The organism is Psychrobacter sp. NPDC077938 (assembly GCF_044542635.1).
GTDB lineage: Bacteria > Pseudomonadota > Gammaproteobacteria > Pseudomonadales > Moraxellaceae > Psychrobacter.
In genome coordinates this window covers 109,426-133,695 of record NZ_JBITUW010000004.1, presented here as the reverse complement: position 1 = coordinate 133,695, position 24,270 = coordinate 109,426, and the positions used below count along the sequence as shown (strand labels likewise).

The window sequence follows — 24,270 nt, the reverse complement described above, 5'->3', positions numbered from 1 at the left end:
TTTTTAATACAATAGCCAGTACCGCATCAACCCAATCGATGCAGTACTGGCTTTATCACTTCATAATTCTACTCATACAGAAGGCGATTATGCGCACAATTACTATAAAACCCAAAGCCCTTACTCATAACCTAAATCAAGTCAAACAACGCGCACCCCAATCTAAAGTGTTGGCTATGGTTAAATCCAATGCTTACGGGCATGGCGTGGCGGCAGTCTTGCCAGCCCTGCAGCAAGCAGATGGTATCGGTGTCGCTACGTTGACTGAAGCGCTAGAAGCCAGACAGTTAGGTTGGGAGAAAACCATCGGTCTAGTAGAAGGTGCGTTTACCGCTGATGAGTGGCAACAAGCGATTGATCATGAGATTAGCTGCGTGATTCACCACGGACCACAGCTAGAGTGGGCCCTACAAAATATCCCGCCAGCTGGCAGTGCAACTAGAGTAGCTTGGCTCAAATACAATACAGGTATGAACCGTTTAGGATTCAATGCTGAGGGTGTGCTATCAGCAGCAAAACGCCTACATGAAGCGGGTTATCAGCTGATCCTAGCCACGCATTTTGCCAATGCTGATGACTACGATCATCCATTAAATGCGATGCAGATTGAGCGTTTCTCAAGCGTACTGGCGACTTTGAAAGACACCATTAGTCCAGATATCCAAGGTTCGTTATGCAACTCTGCTGGTATCGTCAACTTCCCAGAGTACCATTATGACTGGGTACGTCCAGGCATTATCTTATACGGTAGCTCGCCTGTGGTTGATAAAAGCGCACAAGAACTAAACTTGCAGCCCGCGATGGAGTTTAGTGCTCAAATCATTGCTCTACAAACCGTTAGCGCAAATGATGCGATCGGCTATGGTAGCCGCTGGCGTGCGCAGCAAGACACCAGAACGGCGTTGGTCAGCGTTGGATATGGAGATGGCTATCCACGTGTGGTTACTGATGATGCGTATGTCACTGTCATCGATGCTAACGACAGCCAAAGCTACCGCTGCCCAGTAATTGGGCGCGTGGCTATGGATATGATTGTCATTGATATCAGTAGCGCACCTGAGAGTCTTGCTATAGATAGCAAGGTCATGCTCTGGGGCAATTCGCCGCGTGTTGATGAAGTTGCAGGTCATGCTGGGACGATTAGCTATGAGCTATTATGTCGCCTAAGCATACGTCCAAACCGTACACAGGCATAATCATTAGCGGCACAGTCATTAGCATATAAGGTATTGCGGCTTGCTAATGTGATTTCGGTCTATTTGGCAAGCCATTTGATCTTGATAAAAATGAACGTTTACATTGAAAGTAAATACGCTATACTAAAAGTTTGTTGTCAACCCAGTATACGCACTGACGCGATGCTATTGAAGACTGATGACGTTTCACTGACTGCGATCGACTGCTAGGATTACTATGAGTTTGCGCCATTTTTTAACCTTATCTGATTTAACCAAACAAGAACTAGAAAACTTAATCAAACGCGCAAGCGAATTGCGTAAGATGCAACACGCAGGCGAGATATACCAGCCTTTTGTTGGTCGTACGCTTGGCATGATATTTGAAAAATCTTCAACGCGTACCCGTATCTCATTTGAGACGGGCATGGGTCAATTTGGTGGTAACGCCATATTTTTATCACCAAACGATACGCAGCTTGGTCGCGGCGAGCCATTAGAAGACTCAGCACGTGTGATTTCTAGTATGGTAGATATCATCATGATTCGTACCTTTGGGCACGAAAAAGTTGAAACCTTTGCTGAATATTCCAGTGTACCGATTATCAATGCGTTGACCGATGACTATCATCCTTGCCAGTTGCTTGCTGATATGCAAACCTATTACGAGCATCGCGGTAGTATTGAAAATAAGATTGTGACTTGGGTTGGTGATGGCAACAATATGTGCTCGTCATTTATGCAAGCTGCTAATCAGTTTGGTTTTGAATTACGCGTGGCAGCACCTTATGGGTTTGAGCCTGATCCGAAACTTATGGAACGATTTTCACACTGCGTGAGCTTGGTAGAAAACGTACAAGACGCAGCAAAAGATTCTAATCTAATTGTCACCGATGTATGGGCAAGTATGGGTCAAGAATCCGAGCAAAATACGCGCGCACGTCGTTTTGCCCCTTATCAAGTGACGCCGTCTCTATTAGACAAAGCCGATCCTGAGGTGGTGTTTATGCATTGCTTGCCAGCCCATCGTGGCGAAGAAATCTCTCATGATATGCTTAATGACCCACGCTCTGTCGTTTGGGATGAAGCTGAAAACCGCTTACATGCCCAAAAAGCATTGATGGAGTTTTTACTCAAAGACAAAATCAAGTTGCCTGCATAACTTAGGCTATTCTATCAAAAGACAGTGAGATCAATAGTAAGATAACTTGCTAGTACACTCCTAAATAAGTTCCTATATAAAAAAGCCGTCCAGATCTGGACGGCTTTTTTGTTTATACAAATGATTTAGAGATAGTTTAACGCGTGAGCGTTGTCACGCCATTAGCACCTGCTTTTAGCAGAACGTCTGCTTGGTTTGCCGCAAAGATACCATTACAGACCACACCTACGATATTATTTAGCTCTTTTTCAAGCGCGATTGGATTACTCACATCCAAATCATAAGTATCTAGAATGACATTACCATAATCAGTGACAAAGTCTTCACGATATACTGGTTCACCGCCTAATTTGGCCAATTGGCGAGCCACATACGAGCGTGCTTGTGGTAATACTTCAATCGGTACTGGAAACGCGCGACCTAAGATATCAACGCTTTTGCTATCATCGACCATACAGACGAACTTATTTGAAGCTGCGGCCACAATCTTTTCGCGAGTCAATGCACCGCCGCCGCCTTTGATAAGTTGCAAGTGCTCGTTAACTTCATCAGCACCATCGATATAAACATCCAATGTACCAGCAAAGTTTAAATCGACTATTTCGATACCAAGCGCACGAAGTTTGTCTTCTGTCACCTGTGAGCTAGCGACAGCGCCAGCAAGCTTCAATTGTGGCAACAACTCAATCAAACAGTTGACCGTACTACCTGTCCCTACCCCAAGTATCATATCGTCTTCGATATAGCTTAGAGCAGCTTTGGCCGCGGCTTGCTTTTGTGCTTGCTGATCACTCATCATAAATCCTTGGAAAATAAACGTATGGTCTTAAAAAAAGTAAAAGGCTAAAACAGATAAAATGCGCGGCTATTATAACCGATGATATTAATGGATGTTAGCGCATCATGACGCTAATTTGTGAGTCCCATCGTGCCTAGCTAAGGCTTAACTTCGGCAAATACCTGCACTTCATGTAAATTCAAGCATGAAATCCCAAGAAAACTGCAATTGAGTCTTGCAAGATACTAAAAATCGGCATAGGCTAATCTATTTCGTTTTTATATTCATCTACACTTTTTATATTCACTCTGTTTAGGGATTACTATGCTGTCACACTGGGTACGAGCCATCTTACAAGCCACCGTCTATGACGTTGCTATTCAAACACCACTTGAAACGGCGCCCAAGCTGACCCAACGTTTTGCCAATGACATTAGATTTAAGCGTGAAGACTTACAACCAGTCAAATCATTTAAATTGCGCGGTGCCTATAACCGTATCAGTCAGTTGAGCGATGAGCAAAAAGCGCGCGGTGTGATTTGTGCTTCGGCAGGTAATCATGCGCAAGGCGTGGCTTACTCTGCGCGCAAACTATCACTAAATAACATCATCGTCATGCCAACCACGACTCCCGACATCAAAGTGGATGCGGTAAGAGCACTTGGTGGCAATGTAGATCTACACGGAGATAGTTTTGATCAAGCAAACCGTTATGCGATTGACCGCGCTGAACGTGAAGGCCTTACTTTTATTCCACCTTATGACGATGAACTAGTCATCGCAGGACAAGGTACTATTGGTCTTGAACTGACCCAGCAGTGGCGCAACATGGATTATGTGTTTGTTGCCGTTGGTGGTGGTGGCCTAATCTCTGGTGTGGCCGCATTCTTAGGTGAAGTTGCACCGCATGTAAAAGTGATCGCGGTAGAAGCCGAGCAGTCAGCTTGTCTAAAAGCAGCGCTTGAAACAGGTGAACGTGTCAAGCTCGAGCAAGTAGGATTGTTCGTTGATGGCGTGGCAGTCGCGCAGATTGGTGAATTACCTTTTGACGTCGTCCGTACGCAAAAAAGCGATAACTCAGGCCCTATCGTTGAGCCTGAAGTGATCACTTGTACCAATGATGAAGTGTGTGCCGCTGTCAAAGATATCTTTGAAGAAAATCGCAGCATTGTTGAGCCTGCTGGCGCGTTGTCAGTCGCTGGTATGAAAAAATATATCGAAGCTAATAATATTCAAGATAAAAACTGCGTCGGCATCATCTGCGGTGCCAATATGAATTTTGACCGCCTGCGTTATATCGCTGAGCGTACTGAAATTGGTGAGAAAAAAGAAGCTATCTTTGGGGTTACTATCCCCGAGCAAACAGGCGCTTTCTTGAACTTCTGTCGCAGTCTACACGGTCGTAATATTACTGAGTTTAACTACCGTGCTGATAGCAAAAAATCACCAGACTCAATGGAACCTGCCTCAATCTTCGTAGGTATCGCTTTAAAAGAAGGTGAAAAAGAGCGTCAAACCATCAGTAACCAATTATCAGACGATGGCTATACCGCTCATGACCTGACTGATGATGATATCGCCAAATCGCATATCCGTCACTTGATTGGTGGTCATGCTCATGTCGAAAACGAGCAATTGCTACAAGTGGTATTCCCAGAACGTCCAGGCGCATTGCTAACGTTCTTAGAGAAATTGGGTGATGACTTCAATATTACCCTATTCCATTACCGCAACCATGGTGCTGCTGAAGGTCGTGTACTGGTTGGCCTGCAAGCCTCTGAAGGCAACTCTCGTCAGCTGCAAGATGCGCTTTTAGATATTGGTTATGACTGTGCCACGGTCAATGACAACATTGGCTATCAGTTGTTTTTGAGATAGTAAAAATAGATATCATATTTCTTACCTAATGGCAGTTTTTAAGTTGATTGAAAACTGCCATTTTCATATTAATAATAATTATGAGCTGGCAGGTATGGCACAGTGATAAACAAAGTATTAGTGATATTGACCTGTCTGATTTTCGTGCTTATAGGTTATAGAGTCCTTCAACCTAAAAACACGGTACATCAACCTGCAACCAATGCAGCGGCAGATATCGTAACGCAATCTACTCTTACCTCTAATAACATTGATAATATTGATGATATACCGCCGACATACGTTGATTTGGGTACCACTTCAACATCAGCGCCAACTGCAACTCCAGTCTTATCAACACAACCAGCCTCAAGCTTTTCATGTGACGGCAGAACACATTGCTCACAAATGACATCCTGTGCAGAAGCCACTTATTTCACAAACTACTGTCCTAATACCAAAATGGATGGTAACCACGATGGTGTACCTTGTGAACAACAATGGTGCAACTAACCCACAACCATCAAATCTATTTGCAAATATTAAAGTTGCCCTAATATTGTTTATATAAAACTATGATTCAATATAAAAACGAATGCAGAGTGATTCTTATGAAGAAAAATACTGATGATAGCAACCAAGGTTTGGTGAAAATCCGTCTCGACAAATGGCTATGGGCAGCTAGGTTTTATCGTACACGCACCCTAGCCAAACAAGCGATTGAAAGTGGACGCGTACACTATGCCGGTAGCCGGGTAAAAACCAGTAAAGAGATTTCAGTCGGAGATGAGCTAACCATTCGTCAAGGCTCAGCGACCGCGATGACCGAAAAGACGGTCGTTGTTGAGGCGCTATCTGCACAGCGTGGCAATGCGACTACCGCTGAGGTACTATATTCAGAGACAAAAGAGAGCGAAAACCGCCGTGCTTATTATGCCGAACAGCGAAAACTGGCCAACCTTGCTCGTCCTGACAACAAACCCAATAAAAAAGAACGTCGCGATCTACAACGTTTTAAAAGTAATCAAGATTAAAACTATCTCACCTTTTGGCCATGCATCATATGGCCAAAGTTTTGTCGTTAAATGACGCTATTGTTTAGTCTCTATCCTTGCCATTCCAAGCATTAAGCGTTACGCTAGCAGCTGATTCAATCGATTGCATGCTAATAAAAGCCGCATTAACAATGCTGGTCTCTTATAGCATGTTTTTTTTGTTATAGAAGGTCATATTATGCTGATGAAAGCCTGTACTCCCTCGTCTGTATTATTGGTATGTTTAGGAAATATCTGCCGCTCCCCTACTGCTGAAGAAGTTTTTCGTCAGCAAGCAGCGATTGCTGGACTATCTATAAAAGTAGACTCAGCAGGCACCAGTGATTGGCACGTTGGCAGTGCGCCTGATGCTCGCTCACAACGTCATGCTAAGTCACACGGCTATAAAATTAATAAGCTGGTCGCTCGTCAAGTCAGTGCCAATGACTTTCGTGATTTTGATTTAATCTTAGCCATGGATTCACAGAATCTAGCTGATCTACAAGCTATCAAAGATGGCATTACAGAGTCAGAAGATAATTTGGCAACACTAGCGCTGTTCAGTGAAGAAGACCCTACCTATTGTGGCAGCGATGTGCCAGATCCATATAAGGGCGATAACGATGATTTCGAAGAAGTGATCGAGCGTATCGAGTCAAGTGCCCAAGCTTGGATAGAAAGCTGGAAAGCCTGCTAGCCATACCGTCTATATTTCTGCTACTCTTGCATCCGGTATCCTCTATAATAAGGTTAATCTTCTATAAAAGAGCTACAGCGTTAACCTCGCTTGAAGTATCACAGTTACGTCTGCGCTCAGTTGCCTTGTATCTCTTTTAAATTGAAACAACTATAACTACCTTATCATTTATTATCCTTTTGTCACATAGGCTATGTTATGACCCAAGCTTCACGCCTTGACCACAGTACTCAGTCTACCATCAGCTCTGATGTTTCGAATGTTTCAGCGACTGCCGTAGTCAAGGATTCAATCGATTTGTCACATGACAATACTATGGCATTGGCCTGTGTTGCTGACTCTGTAGTGACATTAGAGAATGAGGCGCAGCTTGATGACTTTATGGCAGCTTATATAGAAGATACAGCAGACAAATTGCGATTGTTTGTACTGTCTGGCGGTAGCAATGTTTTATTGCCTGCCGCGTTAAAAGCCATAGTATTGCAGCCAAAGATGCGTGGTATTCATCTGACCAATCAAACCGACGATTATGTCGAAATCGAGGTAATGGCTGGCGAGAACTGGCATGATTTGGTCGTACATACGGTCAATCAAGGTTGGTATGGGTTAGAAAATCTTGCCCTAATACCGGGTCTGACGGGCGCAGCACCCATACAAAATATCGGTGCATACGGCGTACAATTAGAAGACCGCTTACAGTATGTACGCGCCTATCATTTGCCGACACAAACTTGGCACCATTTGTCAGCTGCTGATTGCCAATTTGGCTATCGTGACAGTATCTTTAAACGTACGCCAAACACATGGCTTATTAGCCGTGTAGGTTTCAGATTACATACTGATCCTGCCAATATTTTAGCCAGTTATGGTGATGTACAGACTGTGGCGCAGCGCTATGCGGAGCAACAAAATCGCGAGCAAGCAATGCCTCATGATGTTATGCAAGCCATTATAGATATTAGACAACAAAAGCTGCCTGATCCAAAACAGCTACCTAACTGTGGCAGTTTCTTTCAAAATCCTATTATCGCTCAGGAGCGGTTCACAGCGCTGCAAGCAACTTATCCAGCTATCGTTGGTTACGCGATGCCTGATGCAATGGTAAAGGTGGCTGCGGGCTGGCTTATTGAGCAAGCAGGATTAAAAGGGGGCGGCATTGCACCTATTTTTACGCATAAACAGCAAGCACTTGTACTGACCAACCATACGCCTCAGCAAGCCACGCAAGAGGATGTAGCCGTAGCACAGAAACATATCGCTGCTACTGTCTATGAAAAATTTGCCATTCAATTGTCACGTGAGCCAGTCTGGGTAAATGCTGATGGCTCAATTGGATATGCTGAGCATGTGGCCTAAAAAATCATGGTCTAAGCGGCTATTATCTAAACGATTATGGCGATATTACTTGCGGTTTTCTGAACGCATGGTGACGCTTTTTCGCATTATCAATATTACTTTTATACTAGGCTCTACGTCTGTCATTTTAGTGATTATTAGCTTATTTACTCCGCTGTTTTCGCAAGCAATCGTTTATATATTTTCTCTACTGCCGCTACCTGATATGCCTTCTGCTGCCATGAGCTCACCGCCTACCGCCTATGTAGTCCTAGGCGGCGGTCTGACCAATGACCACAATAACCAAATTATCCTAAATCGTTATAGCCTCAATCGCGCGCGTACCGCTGCAGGCGCTTACCATGATTTACCCCTACCGATCGTACTGAGTGGCGCTGAAGCTCCATGGCTCGGTCAATGGTTGATGGAACATGGTATCGATGGACTGATCAGTGAAAATGCCAGCATGAATACATGTGAAAACGCCCGTTTTACAGCCAAACGCATTCCGCTACGCCATGTATATCTGATTACTGATAGCTATCATATGGCACGTGCACGCAGACAGTTTGCCTTAAATGGTATCAATAGCACACCACTTCCTGCGCCATTGCCAGTGAGACGCGACTGGATGAAGCCTGCCCACAACTTAAGTCACTCACGGCGCGCTGTCTATGAGGTCGCAGCCTACCTGCGCGATGTGATACGCCCCCAGATGGACTGCCGCCACGCCAATGATGTGACTTCACAGCAGCTATTGACCCCAAGAGGCAATGCCGCAAAAAACTCTGACGAATAAACGTTAAAAATGTATACGATACCATTGAGAGACGCATACTAAATGCTACCGAACATCCACTACATTTGTGATGGGTGTATAATAATAAGAGACACTGCTATTTAAGAGATTTGCCATGCTCAGTATATTTTTATTAATTCCATTAAGTCTCATGCTGTTTGTGGTTGCTATTTGGGCAGTGCGTTATGCGGTCAAGTCAAATCAATTCGAAGATCTGGACAATGCATCACAGCGTATTATATTGGATGACCGTCAAGAACGCCGCCAAACCATGCAGGCTCATGAACGCTCAGCACCTACCCAGCAGCAAGATAAAACAGCCTCAACTGATGGAAATAACGATAATTCTGAGATAGATAAAAACTCAGAAATCTAATCTTACCTACCTTATAAATGCGTAATTTATTGGTGCCGTTTTATTAAATAATTCAGCACTAGCAAGTTCGCCCTTTACTATTCTTAGGAGACGCATTCATGACCATCGCTTTACTTGTGGCGGCATTACTAATGGGATTCTTTGGTTCACCGCATTGTTTAGGCATGTGTGGCGGTCTTGTGACCGCGTTTGGTCTGTCTATGAAGGATGTTAGCCCTGCCAAACGCCGTGCTTTGGTGGCCACTTACCATCTTGGGCGTTTAACGAGTTACGCATTATTGGGTTTAATTGCAGGGCTTATCGGTATTACCGTATTAAAGCCATTAATGATGGGTAATAGTACACCGCGTATTTTATTGGGATTGGTACTGGTATTCGTCGGTGTGACGATGCTTGGTGCACCGTTTTTGACTAAGCTCGAACGTTTTGGTATGCGCTTTTGGCAGTATCTTAGCCCATTGCGTCAAAAGGTATTTCCACTCAATACTTTTCCGCGCGCACTAACAGCAGGGTTGCTTTGGGGCTTTTTGCCTTGTGGTTTGGTATATGGCGCTCTACTAATTGCGGTCGTTGCTCATAATCCATTAAGCGGTGCTGCGTTGATGTTTGTCTTTGGTCTAGGAACTATACCGATGTTGGTTGCGACGCACGAAACGGTCGGTTGGCTACGTGATAAGATCGGACGTTTTCGCTTAAGACAGTTAAACGGTGCGGTTATGGTAATATCAGGTTTGGCAGTAGCGATCGTGCCCATGGTCATGGCAAATATGCATGGCAGCCATGGTGAGATGAACCATGGTAGCCACACTGCTATGATGTCTGATATGGGCTCTCATGATATGAGCCAAATGAATCATGATATGGATATGGCAGAAGACATGGATCAGAACATGCAAAATATGGACAACCATATGGACCATAGCATGCATGACATGAGTGATGAATCAATGGACATGAATCACCATGAGCATACTGAGATGATGGAACACGCTCAATAAAGTTATCGGTAACAGATATTATTAACACTTCGCATATAGAAAGCCCTCAATACCATTTTCGATATTGAGGGCTTTTATTTTTTGAATAATGCTCAGTTTATAGCAACTATTCCTGCCATTGCTCAAGCGTGAACTTGGTTTCTAAATGCTTCTCTAATGCCGGTATATTAAAAGCATCATCCTCACTCACAAAGCTGATACTAATACCTGTCTGACCCGCACGGCCCGTACGACCAATACGGTGTACATAATCATCTGGCTGATCAGGCAAAGTAAAGTTAACCACGTGGCTAATATCATCGACATGGATACCGCGCCCTGCTACATCTGTCGCCACCAAAATAGAAGCGTGACCATCTTTAAATCGCTGTAAATACTTCTCACGTTTTTGCTGAATGACATCGCCCGAGAGCATCACAATATTATGCGCTTGACGCAGTTTGTGATACAGACGCTTTACTTGGTCTTTACGATTGGCAAAGACGATGACCTTCTCTACTGCTTCATCACTGATAATACGCTGCAAGGCGTCTAGCTTTTGATCTTCTGTCAGCAAATAAAAATGCTGATCTACTAACTCGCTGGTCTTGTGTTCAGGCTCAATTTCAACAAACTGAGGCTCATGTAACCAACGATAGGCCAAATTCATAACATCTTGGTTAAAGGTTGCAGAAAACAGCAAGCTTTGACGATCAGTATTGGCAGGCATTCGACCAACTAGGCGCTTGATATCAGGAATGAATCCCATATCTAACATACGATCGGCTTCATCGAGTACCAGTACCTCTACTCTATCTAGATACACCATGCCTTTGTTAGCAAGGTCAATTAGACGGCCAGGCGTCGCTACCAAGATATCAACGTATTGACGTTCAAGCTCGTGCTGCTGAGTTTCATAGTTAGTACCGCCCATAATACAGACGCTATGTAGCGAGGTATATTTGGTTAATGCAATACAGTCATCAAATATTTGCTGAGCCAATTCGCGAGTTGGCGCCATGACCACAGCGCGCGGCTCACCAAGATAGCGCTCTTCGTCATTGGTAAATGGACGCTTAAGCAAGGCTTCCATAATAGTCAGTAGAAAGGTCGCTGTTTTCCCTGTGCCCGTTTGTGCTTGTCCGATAGCATCTTGATGTGCCAATGTATGCGGTAGTATCTTTGCTTGAATGGGCGTCAATTCAGTAAAGCCTAGATCACTTACTGCACGCAGGGTCGCTGTTGAAAGTGGCAAATCAGTAAACGTTGTAAAATTGCTCAAAAAAAATATCCTTTTAAATGAATTACTTGTATTTTATTAATTATAAATAGGCTCACAATGAACCTTTATAGTGTCAAGTGTAATGTTTAAACCGTGAGCAGTAAGAGTAGCTTTATCAAGTCTGCAAACTACCATCAGACATATAGGCATAAAAAAAGCCAAGCCCGAATCCAATCCTACCAAATATGCTGCAGTTCACTCAACATAGGTAAGATAAGATGGGCTTGACTCAGTAGTATATCAGTAGTTTGTACAGACATTATAACTAAACCGCTTTAATGTCTGAGTAAATTACTCTTCTATCTTTCTGACTTCTTCAGCTTGCAGACCTTTGTCACCTTCTACTACGCTGAACTCAACTTTTTCGCCATCTTTTAGAGAACGATAGCCATCACCCTGAATCGCGCGGAAATGGACAAAAATATCTTCTCCGCTGTCACGTTGAATGAAACCAAAGCCTTTTGAGTCATTAAACCACTTAACGATACCTTGCTCACGAGCTGACATAATATTACTTCCTAAAAAAGTCCGCTTAGCCCTAGCTTCCTTTGCGACATTGCATATAAACAGGGTCTAAGATTATGAAATCAAAAATTAAGAGTATTACTACTCTACTTACCATCATTTATGTAGTGCTTTAATTACCTACATAGTGTGTCCATAACGAATTCGCCAAACGCACTTATCGTCATGAAATTCGATGATAGCAACAAACTTGCAATATTTATTGCATAAAAAATATCATAGCACGGGTTTTTAGCAACATAAAGACTTTTAATATGCTTTTTGATATCTAGATAATTTTTTTAGACAAATTTTTATAACCTAGCTGGCAAGCTGTTATGATAAAGAGCAAAATGCGTTTAAGCCAATTTAGCTTGGCAGCTCGCGCCTTAAATTATTCATATATTATTATAAATTATTAACATCGCTCAATAGTTACTGAGACCATTATGACCTCCTCTACTCCAATAAAAGCAGCCGAACAATCGACTAACGAAAATTCAAATCAAATACTGACTCATAAATTACTACTGGTAAACGGCGTAAATCTGAATTTACTAGGTAAGCGGGAACCGCATATTTATGGTCATACGACACTTGCTGATATAGAAAAGCAACTAGTTGAGCGCGCGGCTCACCACGGTATAGAGTTAATATGCATACAGTCCAACCATGAAGGTAAGCTAGTAGATGATATTCAGCATCATGGATTATTGGCGGATAAATCTGCTCAAGTCGATGCTATCATCATCAATCCGGCTGCCTTTACGCATACTTCAGTGGCTCTACGCGATGCACTATTGGCCACCCAAAAACCATTTATAGAAGTACATTTATCCAATGTTCATGCCCGTGAGCCTTTCCGTCATCATTCATATCTAAGTGACGTTGCGGTCGGTGTTATTTGCGGCTTGGGACAACTGGGCTATCAAATGGCGCTTGATTACTGGTTGAGCAATATGTATGCAGTTGACACAAGCAAATGATATGACTGTGCTTACTTTTTTATAAATAACTACTCGCGTCTTCACACATTAGTCAAACAGTAATCTTGCAATTAAAATAATAGAATTACGACTGAGCAAATAACCCATTATACGGTGACATGAATGGCAAAATCGTCCGGAAAACGCTTTATGAAACTCGCTGGCATGACAGCAAGTATTGCTGGCAAAGCCGCCAAAAACTCATTTAAGCATCTCTCAAGTGACGAAGAAAAACGTCTGCAAGCTCGCTCAGATCTAATGCAAGACGTGGGCGTTCAAATTGCCGAAACGTTGGGTGAGATGAAAGGCGCAGTGATGAAGGTCGGACAGATTGCTTCACAATATAAAGATGTGTTTCCGCCTGAGGTAGCGTCAGCGCTCGAAAAGCTACAGAAAGATGCGCCGCCAATGCCGTATGCGCAGATACAAGCTCAAGTTGAACGTGAGTTGAAAGCGCCTATTTTAGAATTGTTTAGCGCGTTTGAAGAGACACCTTTCGCGGCAGCATCTATTGGACAAGTGCACAAAGCGACGTTGCCATCGGGTCAAAAAGTGGTGGTCAAAGTCCAATATCCTGATGTTGACGAAAACTGTGATAGCGATCTCAAACAAGTACGTATGGCATTAAAAATCGCTGGCGTGCTCAATATGAGTAAGCAACTACAAGAGCAGCTTTTTAATGAGATTCGCCAGAGTCTGCACGATGAATTGGACTATGTCAAAGAAGCTCATAATTTACGAGTATTTGGTGCTTTTCATGCAGAAGATGAAGGCCTTATTATTCCCAAAGTGATTAGCAGCCATTCTTCTAGACGGATTTTAACGCTGACCGAAGAGATGGGAGAGACATTGACTGTCGCTGCGACGTGGGACAATGACGTCAAACAAAAAATAGCAGAGCGTCTGTTTCATTTTACCGCAGGGCAGCTGTTTGGGTTGTACCGTATGCACTGCGACCCTCATCCAGGTAACTTTGCGTTCCGTCATGACGGTAGCGTCGTGGCTTATGATTTTGGTGGTATCCGCAGTTATAGTGATAGCGAAGTGCAGCTATTCAAACGCTTTGTCAAACATGCATTAAGAGGTGACGTCACTGCACTTGAACAAGATTTAATCGCGCTAGATATTCGCCGCGAAGATGATAAGAACATCCCTGGTGAGTTTTATGAAAATTGGCTATCGATTGGTCTTAAACCATTATCTATCAGCCCGTATCAAGAAGGCGCATTTGATTTTGGGAGTAGCCAAGTCCATCACGAGGCCATTGCACAGATGCGTACGTCTTTAAAGTACTTTGGTCAGTTTCAACCCTCAGCTACCACTATGATGCTAGACCGTACTGTATCAGGACAGTACTGGAATCTGGTCCATCTAGGCGTCGAGATCGACCTCTCACCACTGGTTGATGAATATATCGATGCGTAGTAGGTATGTTGACTGTCACGATTAAATCTGTCTTTAGATATGTAGCGCGTGTCCACAACGATCGCAAAAGTCTGCCCCTACTGCATGGCCGAACTTACCACAGTTTGGACAAGTCACTGGGTTAAGTTGTGGACGCATGTTACGTGCTAGCTCTGACGTAAAAATACCTGTTGGTACCGCAATAATCGAATAACCCGTGATCATGACCATGGTTGCAATTGCTTGGCCAAGCGGTGTTTTGGGTGACATATCACCGTAGCCTACCGTTGTCATGGTGACAACTGCCCAGTAGATAGACAGTGGAATACTGGTAAATCCATTTTCCGGCCCTTCTACCACATAAATAATTGAACCAAAGATGGTTACTAACAATACAAGCGATAGGAAGAAAACCGTAATTTTCTGCTGACTGGTTTTTAATGCAGACGCCAAAAACCCAGCCTGCTGCATATAGGCCTTGAGCTTAAGAACGCGGAACACACGTAAAATACGTAATACCCGTATCACGAGTAGATACTGTACGCCTACAAACATTAGGCTCAAATAACTTGGCAATACAGACAGTAAATCTACTATCCCAAAGAAACTAAAAGCATAGCGTAAGCGGTTGGGTGCTGAAAACAGTCTTAACGCATACTCAATAGTAAACAAAATGGTAAAAAACCACTCTGCATAAAAGAACAACGTGCCATACTGCAAACGCATATATAGCACACTATCAAGCATGACGACGGCCACACTGGCTAAAATTGCAATCAGCAATACAATATCAAAGAGCTTACCCAGACGAGTATCTGTGCCTTCAATAATGATATGCGTACGGTTACGCAAGTGTGTAAGAGCTTCGGCGGTTGGTTGCTTCATAGAATCAGTACTTTATAAAATCAATGGCTTGATAGCACGCAATGACTTAAAATGTGATGGATAAGGGCAAGTTGGTCAAAATGGCTAAAACTGGTTTATAATATCGCTCACCTATCACAGTGAATACAATCTATAAGTTGCCACAGTGTAGCAAAAAAGCACTCTCAACAACATACAAATCGTTAACGTGCCAGTAGCGCTACTACCTCAAATAGACAAAGTAATGATAGTATAAAATCAGGCAAGCAGGTATCGAAGGTTGTTGTTAATCACTCTTTTTACCCATAAAAATAGTACGTAGAACTTAAGGATGTTATATGGCAGGCCATTCAAAATGGGCAAATATTAAACACCGTAAAGCCCGTCAGGATGCAGTAAGGGGTAAGATATTTACCAAGATTATTCGTGAAATCGTTTCAGCTGCCAAACAAGGCGATCCCGATCCTGACAAAAACCCACGCTTACGTGCCGTTATCGAAAAAGCCCTATCCGTCAATATGACGCGCGACACGATTAATCGAGCTGTCGACCGTGGTACAGGCGGCGGTGATAATGAAAACATGGAAGAAGTCAGTTACGAAGGCTACGGTGTCGGTGGTGTGGCTGTATTGGTCGAAACCATGACGGATAACCTTAACCGTACTGTCAGCGAAGTACGTCATGCTTTTACCAAGAATGATGGTAATCTTGGCACATCAGGCTCAGTGGCGTATTTATTCACTAAACGTGGCGAGATCACTTTTAACGATGTCAGCTTAGAAGATGAAGTGATGCTCGTTGCACTAGATGCGGGCGCCGTTGATATCGAAAATGATGGCGAAAGCTTGCTTGTTATTACTGAATGGGAAAGTTTCGGTCAAGTCCAAGATGCCCTTAATGCGGCTGGTCTTATTTCTGACAACGCCGAGGTCACTATGTCACCATCTACCACGGCTGAGATCGACAATGTCGATGATGCTGAAAAGATCATGAAGATGATTGATATGCTAGAAGATGCTGATGATGTGCAAGAAGTTTATACTAACGTGAACTTCTCTGCTGACGTCATGGCTCAGCTTGAAGCATAAGCTTATTAATTGTTCAGTAAAAAGGGCCAGATACTAAAAGTATTTGGCCCTTTTTTATTAAGATAGCTCCAGACTCAGTTTTACGTCCAACTTCCTTCTAGTGCTAGTAAATACTCTTTTTTATCTAGCCCGCCTGTATAGCCACCGAGCTTACCGTCGCTTGCAATTACTCGATGACAAGGCACGATAATGCTAAAAGGATTTTTGCCATTGGCCTGCGCGACCGCACGAAACCCCTTTGGACTGTTGACACGCTGCGCGAGTGTGGCATAGCTGATGGTTTCGCCATACTCAATACCTTGCAGTGCCTGCCATACTCTTTGCTGAAACTCAGTACCCATAGAGAAATCTAAAGGCAAATCCAATGTCTTACGTTTACCATCAGCATAGTCTTTGAGTTGGAAAATCGTTTCTATCAATAATGCTTGAGCAGGTTCATTCATGCTTAGGCTATTTTTATCTATAAAGGTAAAGTCTTCATCTGTCAGATCATAGTACTTTTTAAGTTTAGGTACAGATTTTGAGCTATGCCATGAGTTACCTGCCAGCAGCCAGTTGGCTTCAACGAGCATAGGCTGACCATGCTCATTGACACGAGCAATCAGTGTTAATCGATGTAACCCAAAGGCTGCTGTGGTAACTATCATAGCGTCTACTTCCCTATTCTTTTAAAAATGATTTACCAGATAAAACTGGCTCTCTTATTCTTTATCATCGGTCTCGAACAAAGCGGCGACAAATTGTTTCGGACTAAAAGAACGTAAATCATCAATCGACTCACCCACACCAATATAGCGGATAGGCACATCTGTCGTTTCGGCAATATTAAACACCACACCACCTTTAGCAGTACCGTCTAGCTTAGTAATAGTAATACCTGTCAGTGGCACAACTTTATTAAACAGCTCAACTTGGTTGATAGCGTTTTGACCCGTGCCAGCATCTAGCACAATCATACCTTCATGCGGAGCACTTGGATCCGCTTTACGCATGACACGTACGACCTTCTCTAATTCTGCCATCAAATGCGTTTTGTTTTGCAGACGTCCCGCAGTATCGGCGATGAGCACATCGATATTTTTTGCTTTGGCTGACTGCATCGCATCAAAAATGACAGAAGCGCTGTCAGAACCATGACCTTGCGCCACTACTGGAATATGATTGCGCTCGCCCCAAATCTGTAACTGCTCAGTAGCTGCCGCACGGAACGTATCACCCGCTGCCAGCATGACTGATTTGCCTTCACCTTGTAGACGCTTGGCAAGCTTACCAATCGTTGTGGTTTTCCCTACGCCATTGACACCTACTACCAATATAACGAATGGCTTTTTGCTAGTATCAATCACCAATGGCTCAACTTTTGGTGTGAGGATATCAACCAGTTCACTTTGCAATGCTTTATATAAAGAATGAGCATAGATCAAGTCACCACGATCTGTCTGTTCGGTGAGGCTCTTGATAATACGGTTCGTCGCGTTGACGCCAATATCGGCTACCAATAGCTGATCTTCGACTTCTTCTAATAGTTCGTCATCAATCTCTTTACCACCGATTAAGATACTGACCATGCCTTCGGCTAAGTTTTTGCGTGACTTGCTGAGGCCCGTTTTCATACGGTTAAACCAGCTGCCTTTTTTCTTATTTTCTTTTATCTCTTTTATCTCTTGTGACTCTGTAGCAGGCTCTTTGGTAGTAGCTGCCTTTGTATCGCTGTCAGCCACTGGGTTTACACTTGGCGTATCACCCAATTGCTCTTGCAACGGCATAGCAGGAATGGTTGAAGCAGTATTAGTTTGACTTGTAGCGGCTGTCTCTGTAGCGCTTGAAAAGCTTTCAGAGTTACCCTTAGGGACGTTATGCTCTTCTGTCATAACAATTGGTGTCGCTAAAGCAATATTGTCTGCAGCGTCATTGCTAGAGACGTCTTGGTTTACCGTACTGTCCTTTTGTGGAGCAACACTCTCTGTTTCATCAATAATGGGCACAGATTGCACCGGTAGACTGGGTAAGGTAATATAATCGTCATCTAAGTCATCAAGACCAGCATCAAGGTTAATGACTACGCGGTTGCTATTGTTTGGGTTGTTCATAAGTTTGCCCTAAAAGTTATCACGATCAATTATTTGTTTATTGTTAATGGATTTATAGGTTGTCATCTGGCTACGAACGACATGATTCTTAATTTTGACCTATTTTAGCATAATTCAAGTCATGCTCAGCCCTTACCCTATTAGACTATCGTCAAAATTGATCTGTTTAAAAAATCACTCGATGATTTGAGAAAGTTTTGCTTAAGGTTTAGACACAAAATTCTGACCTGTTACTTGTCATACTTCGCCTACTCTACCAAGACTTATTCGATAAATACTTATTAGGAATCCGTTATGTCATTATTATCTAAGCAATATAAGAAAATTAGCAGCATAAGTGTGGCTGTTTTATTAACGACGACTATATTGGTGACGGGTTGCACTACGACGCAAGAGTTTAGACCGACTGCTAGCGTTATGGTTGGTGCTCAAACCTCTTTGTAACGCTATCTATCACTATGATTAGCATCTAATTCTTCTATTATTATTTTATATAAGTAGACCATACCATGCCATTGTCTTTACCTCTAGCAGCTGCGCCATTACGCGTTGCTTGTGCCTTAGCAGTAGCAACGTCACTTGCTGCATGTCAAACCAATACGATGCCTACTCACTCTGCAACTGCGATAAGCTCAATCACAACCGATAGCTTGGCTCAAAATATATCAAATGAAAATAAAACGAGCAAAGACACTCAGCCGTCTGAGTTGACAATGGACATGTCCGGTCGACATGAATATCAGTTAGAAAATGGTCTAAAAGTCGTCATAAAAGAAGACCACCGTGCCCCAGTCGCTATGACACAAATCTGGTACCGAGTGGGCTCGGCAGATGAGCCTCTTGATAAAGGTGGTATCTCTCACTTACTCGAGCACATGATGTTTAAGGGCACCACCAATGTTTCTAGTGATGATTATGAGCGGCTAATTGCTAAGTTTGGCGGCGTCAACAATGCCTTTACCAGCTATGACTATACCGGATACTATGAGCTATTCCCTGCCAATCGTATGCCGTTAGCGCTAGAGCTTGAAGCAGATCGCATGAAAAACCTTATATTCGATGACAAAGAATTTGCCAAAGAGCATCAAGTGGTTATGGAAGAGCGTCGCCAACGTACTGATGACAATCCGCTTGCCAAAGCGTATGAATCATTTCGTCTGCTAGCCTTACCTGACAGTCCAAAGGGTGAGTCTGTTATTGGGCCTATGAACGAGCTAGAATCGATTAAACTTTCAGATTTAAAGGACTGGTATAAGACATGGTATGCACCAAATAATGCAACGTTAGTCATCGTCGGCGACGTGCAACCACAGGAAGTACTCACTCAAGTCAAACGTTACTTCGGTGATTTAGAAAAAAGCAACCTACCCAAACGTACTTCTGTGACTCAAAAAGGCTTCCATGGTTATCAAAAAGTAGACTCTGAGCAAGCCGTACAAGTGCCCGTTCTACTGATGGGTTACAACGTGCCAAGCCTTGCCACAGCAGGTACCAACAATGAAAAACAAGCTTATGCCCTGTCACTTGCGCAAGATGTGCTCGATGGCGGCTTATCTGCACGCTTAGAGAGTCGACTAATACGTGAGCAAGGTCTTCTAACCACGGTTGGTACTTCTTACGACTTACTAGATCGCGGAGATGGGCTGTTTTTGATTCAAGCAACACCTCGTGAAGGCGTCAGCTTAGAGCAAGCACAACAAGCCATAACTTCGGAAATAGAAAAGCTAAAAACCGATCCTATTGCCAATGATGAAATCAGTCGCGCCAAGACCAATACGGTTACTGGTTTGATTTATGCGCAAGATAGCATGGAAGGACAGGCACGTATGATTGGCTCGTTACAATCTATCGGTCTAGATGACAGATTACTTGCTAAACTGCCAACTAAGCTCGATGGTATCAGTGTGGCTGATATTCAGGCTGCTAGTAAACAGTATTTGGTCAAGGACAACTTAACGGTGATGCATGTCGTGCCACCTAAAGACAATAAAACCTCAGCGAAATAGTAGCTGCCTATTATCAAACTTCTCATAGAAATGACCATAACACCGTATTCTTAATAAGAAGAAACTCATGATTCATAATAAATACGACTATCAAGTAAGACAAAAATCTTTTAAGACTGCTTCATCTTCTGTAAGCAGCACTATCGCATCTAAAAAGCGAACCTACCTCAGTGCTAGCGTAATTCTTGCTTTTAGCGTCTTGGCTACTACTGCTCAAGCTGATACAACAGCTGCTGAAGATTACCGCGCACCTGCTGCAGTCGATACAAGTGCACCAATTGCTGCCTTATCTAAGCTAACCAGCTTAGACGATGACAAACCTTTAAAAGTCACCGTACCGACCATTCAACAGTTTGAGACCAAGTCTGGCGTACCTGTTATGTTTGTACAAACGACCACCTTGCCAATCGTCGATGTGGATTTGCGTTTTAATGCTGGTAGCGCGCGTGATGGTAGTATCAAAAAGGATGGTTTTGGTATTGCTAATATGACAGCGACGATGCTCGAACAGGGCTCCAAAAGTCTAGATGAAAACGCATTTACACGTGCAGTGGAAACGTTGGGCATCAATCTAAGCAGTAGCGCCTATAAGGATATGTTTATCGTTTCACTGCGTAGCTTATCTGATGATAAGCATCTCCTGCCAGCCATTGATTTAATGACACAGATGGTAAGTGAGCCTACGTTTGACGAGCAAGTTCTAGCTCGCAATAAAGCAAGACTGTTGGTAGGCCTGCAGCAACAAAAACAAGATCCTAATAGCTTAGCAAGTATCGCTTTCAACGATGCTTTGTACGGTACTCACCCTTACGCGCATCCATCAGTCGGCACACTAGAAAGCGTTCCTACGATTGAAGAGCAACAACTGATAGACTTTAAAAACAAATATCTGGTAGCAGCAAACGCGTCTGTTGCTATGACCGGCAACCTGACATTAGAACAAGCCAAAAAACTGGCAGAAGATATCACTGCTAAATTACCTACTGGCCAAGCTGCCACTGACTTACCTGAGCCAAAACCGCTGACTAAAGCGCAGCACGTTCATATTCCATTTCCAAGCACTCAAACCACTGTCCTTATGGGACAGCTGGGTAGCAAACGAGCTACCGACCCAATAGCACAGCAGCAGCAGACCAACTTTGCTGTTGGAAACGAAGTCATGGCAGGCAGTGATTTTAATGCGCGGCTAATGACGGAGGTGAGACAAAATCTTGGCTATACTTATGGAATCTCGGGCTCAATGAATCCGATGCTCTCTCGAGGTCCCTACCAGATTGGTTTTTCGACACGTAATGACAAGGCGCGTGCGGCCATTGATGCAAGCTTAGCGGTTATCAACGAAACGCTGGACAAAGGTATCACTAATGATGAGATGCGCTTAACTACAGATAATCTGAAAAATAGCTTCCCGATGGGATTTGCGAGCAATGCTGGTATTAACGGCTTACTCGGAATGATGAACTTTTACCAATTACCGAATAATTATTTAGCTGACTATACCAATCGCATTGATCAAGTCACCCTTTCAGAGGTCAATCAAACCATGCGAGATACGCTAAAGCCTGATAACTTTTTGATAGTTACGGTTGGGCAAGAAGACCCTTGGAAAGACAAGAAAACTGTAAAGAAAACCAGTAAGAAATAAATCGCTAGGAAGCCATTTTAGAAATAAGCGTTATCAATCCAATGGACGTATTATGAGTGGTAAAGAATACTGCTTATAATATGTCCATTAATATTTGAACGGCTATAATCTTTAAATAAGAAGTAACATATTAGGAATGCTTAGTATTAAGAATACTTGGCATCAGAAATTTTTAGCGTAACATCATAGACAAAATGCTCAGGCTTATGGCTGGCCCCGTTATAGCTCAAACGGATAACGTGCTTATCATAAGACGTCACTTTATAATTACCATTAGCAAAATTATGTAGCGTCGGCACAATTAATAGCGCTTCTATTTGACGGTTATCTACTTTAACATTGAGGCGCTGACCTTCTCGCGGATATAAGAAATAATCACAGTAGTCATTTACCATGACCTCTGATATACGTTCAATAACCTGATTACCTGTTTCTTCTTGAATTAATTTTGGACAGACATCAGAGCGCTTAGAGGCCAAACGAGCATAAGAGTTCTTGATACTATCTTCTATCTCTTTAGAGCTTTGTATATGTCTATCAGCCTTATCCGTCACTATCATATTGTTTTCAGAGGACATCTCTGTACTACACGCACTAATCAGCAATACCGACATAAGTGCAGAAGTAAACAAAGCACCATACATATAGTTAGAGTGCAAAAAACTTTGTTTCTCGTTATTTAATTTATGATAGCTTTTCATTGTCGAGCGCTGATTTTTCATAGTTTTCGCTTAAAGTAAATTTGGTGGTTTTCTTTATAAGCCATGAAAATATAAAGGCGATTGATAACACATATTATTAAAGCATAGTTTTTAAAGACCAAACAAATTTTTAATGAACTCATGCGTCTAGCCTATAAATCCTACCAAATAATTACAAAATTATTATTTTTAGTAAACACCGGAATAGTATATATAAAAATGAATATATATCTAGCGTTATCTCGGCTAACTTTATATTTATTCGAACTTTCGATTCTTGACAAGTCAATTAATAACGGCAAGAAGAAGAACTACTAGCGTGATTGAATCCCCATTTGCGATAACCATCAGTATCTAAATGAATAGCCCCTGTCGCATATAATCCTAAGCCAAAGTTATAAGGCTGTCCTTGATACTGCCAAAACTGACATAATCCATCATGCATGGTACTCAAGCGCCATAAATTGTCTTCGTACTCAGGCACCCAGATATCCATAGCACTTGCATTCATATGCTTACTACCGTCTGCCCCGCCTGCACAGTCATTCAAACCTGGGTTACGATATACCGAACGTATCTCACTGCTGAGTGGTAAAATACCTTGGTTTTTCAACTCACTATAAAGGCGCAATGTTGGTACAATGTTAGACCATAACTCCTGAGGCGGCAATTGATACGGCTCATATCCGCATTTACTCCAACTACGGGCAGTCGTCAGCAGTTGAGACAATGGCGGTACATTCTGCGACCCGACTCTTGCACTGAGATAGCGTTCGTACTCTGCTACTTGTCTAGCACGATAGCTATTGCTATTTAACCACGCGTTAAAGTCCATATTCATAGAATCGTTATAAGCACCATTATAGGTGTTGTTTGCTGTACTATAAGTACCGCGTCTCACTACATTCACACGTTTGTTTTCTTCAATGGACAACCTAGCATCAATATCGAAATCACGCTGTTTTTGTACAATCAAGTTTTGCATACTGTCGCCATTTGATGCATTCGCACCACTCAACATGGTGACACCAGGACGCTGATTTGAGCTGTTAGTAGATGGCGTTATATACGCATTACTGTTATTGCTTGTACCACTACTTTGACGTATTTGAATACGGTGTTCACTATCGTCACTGATAATAACGGCATGAGCACCGACACTGCCAACACATAGGATAAGGGTGATAATAGGTTGGCAAATTTGCCTATACGCATGGGTTTTTGATTTTATCATTGCAAGAAACTACCGCTAAAAACGTTTTATCGATACTATCAAATTTTCAACAAGCAGGCTAAACTATCGCTTCTAATTTGAAGTCCAATATTGATAATTAACACTTATCCTTACAACTTTTATAATTGAGTGACTTTATTATTATTTGTGAATGATATAGCCATCGCATAATTGTATTAAAGTCGGTACTTTTTAGTACGATTCTCATCATTATTTACAATGAGATAATTTAGTTAGTACTTCCCTCCTACACCAATTGTTAGCCAAATTCTGCCT

General features: G+C 42.7%; 24 protein-coding genes. 16 read left to right on the top strand and 8 right to left on the bottom strand.

Annotated elements, in window-relative coordinates; translation table 11 throughout:
• Positions 1-89: 89 nt before the first annotated feature.
• Complete coding sequence (gene alr, locus ACIGBM_RS08500; RefSeq protein ID WP_397477437.1) at positions 90-1,196, top strand: alanine racemase; 1,107 nt, start codon at positions 90-92, stop codon at positions 1,194-1,196.
• 217 nt (positions 1,197-1,413) lie between these two features.
• Positions 1,414-2,337, top strand: a complete 924-nt coding sequence (gene argF, locus ACIGBM_RS08495) for an ornithine carbamoyltransferase (RefSeq protein ID WP_057760398.1) — start codon at positions 1,414-1,416, stop codon at positions 2,335-2,337.
• A 136-nt stretch (positions 2,338-2,473) separates the two neighbouring features.
• On the opposite strand, the gene rpiA is transcribed toward argF, so the two are convergent.
• On the bottom strand, positions 2,474-3,133 hold the full coding sequence (rpiA, locus tag ACIGBM_RS08490; protein ID WP_057760400.1) for a ribose-5-phosphate isomerase RpiA: 660 nt from the start codon (positions 3,131-3,133) through the stop codon (positions 2,474-2,476).
• 306 nt (positions 3,134-3,439) lie between these two features.
• On the opposite strand from rpiA, the gene ilvA reads away from it, so the two are divergent.
• The 8 genes from ilvA (at position 3,440) to ACIGBM_RS08450 (ending at position 10,211) form a co-directional block, all read left to right on the top strand.
• Positions 3,440-4,993, top strand: coding sequence for a threonine ammonia-lyase, biosynthetic (gene ilvA / locus ACIGBM_RS08485; RefSeq protein ID WP_101205019.1), 1,554 nt, complete (start codon positions 3,440-3,442; stop codon positions 4,991-4,993).
• A gap of 102 nt (positions 4,994-5,095) precedes the next feature.
• On the top strand, positions 5,096-5,485 hold the full coding sequence (locus ACIGBM_RS08480; RefSeq protein WP_397477436.1) for an excalibur calcium-binding domain-containing protein: 390 nt from the start codon (positions 5,096-5,098) through the stop codon (positions 5,483-5,485).
• Between the two features lie 98 nt (positions 5,486-5,583).
• On the top strand, positions 5,584-6,006 hold the full coding sequence (locus ACIGBM_RS08475) for an RNA-binding S4 domain-containing protein (RefSeq protein WP_397477435.1): 423 nt from the start codon (positions 5,584-5,586) through the stop codon (positions 6,004-6,006).
• A gap of 199 nt (positions 6,007-6,205) precedes the next feature.
• A complete protein-coding gene (locus ACIGBM_RS08470; RefSeq protein WP_397477434.1) occupies positions 6,206-6,703 on the top strand; it encodes a low molecular weight protein-tyrosine-phosphatase in 498 nt (165 codons plus the stop codon).
• Positions 6,704-7,018: 315 nt separating this feature from the next.
• On the top strand, positions 7,019-8,059 hold the full coding sequence (murB, locus tag ACIGBM_RS08465) for a UDP-N-acetylmuramate dehydrogenase (RefSeq protein WP_397477561.1): 1,041 nt from the start codon (positions 7,019-7,021) through the stop codon (positions 8,057-8,059).
• A 49-nt stretch (positions 8,060-8,108) separates the two neighbouring features.
• Complete coding sequence (locus ACIGBM_RS08460; RefSeq protein ID WP_227511134.1) at positions 8,109-8,837, top strand: YdcF family protein; 729 nt, start codon at positions 8,109-8,111, stop codon at positions 8,835-8,837.
• 115 nt (positions 8,838-8,952) lie between these two features.
• On the top strand, positions 8,953-9,213 hold the full coding sequence (gene ccoS, locus ACIGBM_RS08455; protein WP_397477433.1) for a cbb3-type cytochrome oxidase assembly protein CcoS: 261 nt from the start codon (positions 8,953-8,955) through the stop codon (positions 9,211-9,213).
• Positions 9,214-9,311: 98 nt separating this feature from the next.
• The gene (locus ACIGBM_RS08450; protein ID WP_397477432.1) at positions 9,312-10,211 is read left to right on the top strand and encodes a sulfite exporter TauE/SafE family protein; all 900 of its coding nucleotides are present in this window, start codon (positions 9,312-9,314) and stop codon (positions 10,209-10,211) included.
• A gap of 106 nt (positions 10,212-10,317) precedes the next feature.
• On the opposite strand, the gene ACIGBM_RS08445 is transcribed toward ACIGBM_RS08450, so the two are convergent.
• Together ACIGBM_RS08445 and ACIGBM_RS08440 are read right to left on the bottom strand one after the other, a co-directional pair.
• On the bottom strand, positions 10,318-11,472 hold the full coding sequence (locus tag ACIGBM_RS08445) for a DEAD/DEAH box helicase (protein WP_102091784.1): 1,155 nt from the start codon (positions 11,470-11,472) through the stop codon (positions 10,318-10,320).
• A gap of 291 nt (positions 11,473-11,763) precedes the next feature.
• A complete protein-coding gene (locus ACIGBM_RS08440) occupies positions 11,764-11,979 on the bottom strand; it encodes a cold-shock protein (RefSeq protein ID WP_057760416.1) in 216 nt (71 codons plus the stop codon).
• 446 nt (positions 11,980-12,425) lie between these two features.
• Between ACIGBM_RS08440 and aroQ the strand changes: the two genes are divergently transcribed.
• A complete protein-coding gene (gene aroQ, locus ACIGBM_RS08435; protein WP_397477431.1) occupies positions 12,426-12,962 on the top strand; it encodes a type II 3-dehydroquinate dehydratase in 537 nt (178 codons plus the stop codon).
• Positions 12,963-13,085: 123 nt separating this feature from the next.
• A complete protein-coding gene (locus ACIGBM_RS08430; RefSeq protein WP_397477430.1) occupies positions 13,086-14,387 on the top strand; it encodes an ABC1 kinase family protein in 1,302 nt (433 codons plus the stop codon).
• 33 nt (positions 14,388-14,420) lie between these two features.
• Here the strand turns inward: ACIGBM_RS08430 and ACIGBM_RS08425 are convergent, their stop codons facing one another.
• A complete protein-coding gene (locus ACIGBM_RS08425; protein WP_057760421.1) occupies positions 14,421-15,251 on the bottom strand; it encodes an ion transporter in 831 nt (276 codons plus the stop codon).
• A gap of 317 nt (positions 15,252-15,568) precedes the next feature.
• Here ACIGBM_RS08425 and ACIGBM_RS08420 point away from each other — a divergent pair, with 317 nt between their 5' ends.
• The gene (locus ACIGBM_RS08420) at positions 15,569-16,318 is read left to right on the top strand and encodes a YebC/PmpR family DNA-binding transcriptional regulator (protein ID WP_102091781.1); all 750 of its coding nucleotides are present in this window, start codon (positions 15,569-15,571) and stop codon (positions 16,316-16,318) included.
• Between the two features lie 80 nt (positions 16,319-16,398).
• Here ACIGBM_RS08420 and ACIGBM_RS08415 read toward each other — a convergent pair whose 3' ends face one another.
• Both ACIGBM_RS08415 and ftsY read right to left on the bottom strand, forming a co-directional pair.
• Positions 16,399-16,965, bottom strand: a complete 567-nt coding sequence (locus tag ACIGBM_RS08415) for a methylated-DNA--[protein]-cysteine S-methyltransferase (protein WP_397477429.1) — start codon at positions 16,963-16,965, stop codon at positions 16,399-16,401.
• Positions 16,966-17,019: 54 nt separating this feature from the next.
• Positions 17,020-17,931: a signal recognition particle-docking protein FtsY gene (ftsY, locus tag ACIGBM_RS08410; protein WP_227526712.1), complete on the bottom strand. Its 912-nt coding sequence runs from the start codon at positions 17,929-17,931 to the stop codon at positions 17,020-17,022.
• 771 nt (positions 17,932-18,702) lie between these two features.
• Between ftsY and ACIGBM_RS08405 the strand changes: the two genes are divergently transcribed.
• The 3 genes from ACIGBM_RS08405 to ACIGBM_RS08395 all read left to right on the top strand — a co-directional run bounded on the left by ACIGBM_RS08405 (position 18,703) and on the right by ACIGBM_RS08395 (position 22,059).
• The gene (locus ACIGBM_RS08405) at positions 18,703-18,852 is read left to right on the top strand and encodes a hypothetical protein (RefSeq protein WP_397477428.1); all 150 of its coding nucleotides are present in this window, start codon (positions 18,703-18,705) and stop codon (positions 18,850-18,852) included.
• Positions 18,853-18,917: 65 nt separating this feature from the next.
• Positions 18,918-20,414 carry a M16 family metallopeptidase gene (locus ACIGBM_RS08400; protein WP_397477427.1) on the top strand — a complete coding sequence of 499 codons (1,497 nt, stop codon included), beginning with the start codon at positions 18,918-18,920 and terminating at the stop codon, positions 20,412-20,414.
• 67 nt (positions 20,415-20,481) lie between these two features.
• Positions 20,482-22,059, top strand: a complete 1,578-nt coding sequence (locus ACIGBM_RS08395; RefSeq protein ID WP_397477426.1) for a M16 family metallopeptidase — start codon at positions 20,482-20,484, stop codon at positions 22,057-22,059.
• Between the two features lie 146 nt (positions 22,060-22,205).
• Here ACIGBM_RS08395 and ACIGBM_RS08390 read toward each other — a convergent pair whose 3' ends face one another.
• Both ACIGBM_RS08390 and ACIGBM_RS08385 read right to left on the bottom strand, forming a co-directional pair.
• Entirely contained in the window at positions 22,206-22,781 is a 576-nt protein-coding gene (locus ACIGBM_RS08390; protein WP_397477425.1) for a hypothetical protein, read from the bottom strand.
• A gap of 268 nt (positions 22,782-23,049) precedes the next feature.
• Positions 23,050-23,994 (bottom strand): D-Ala-D-Ala carboxypeptidase family metallohydrolase, encoded by a 945-nt coding sequence (locus ACIGBM_RS08385; protein WP_397477424.1) that lies wholly within the window; start codon positions 23,992-23,994, stop codon positions 23,050-23,052.
• Between the last annotated feature and the right edge of the window lie 276 nt (positions 23,995-24,270).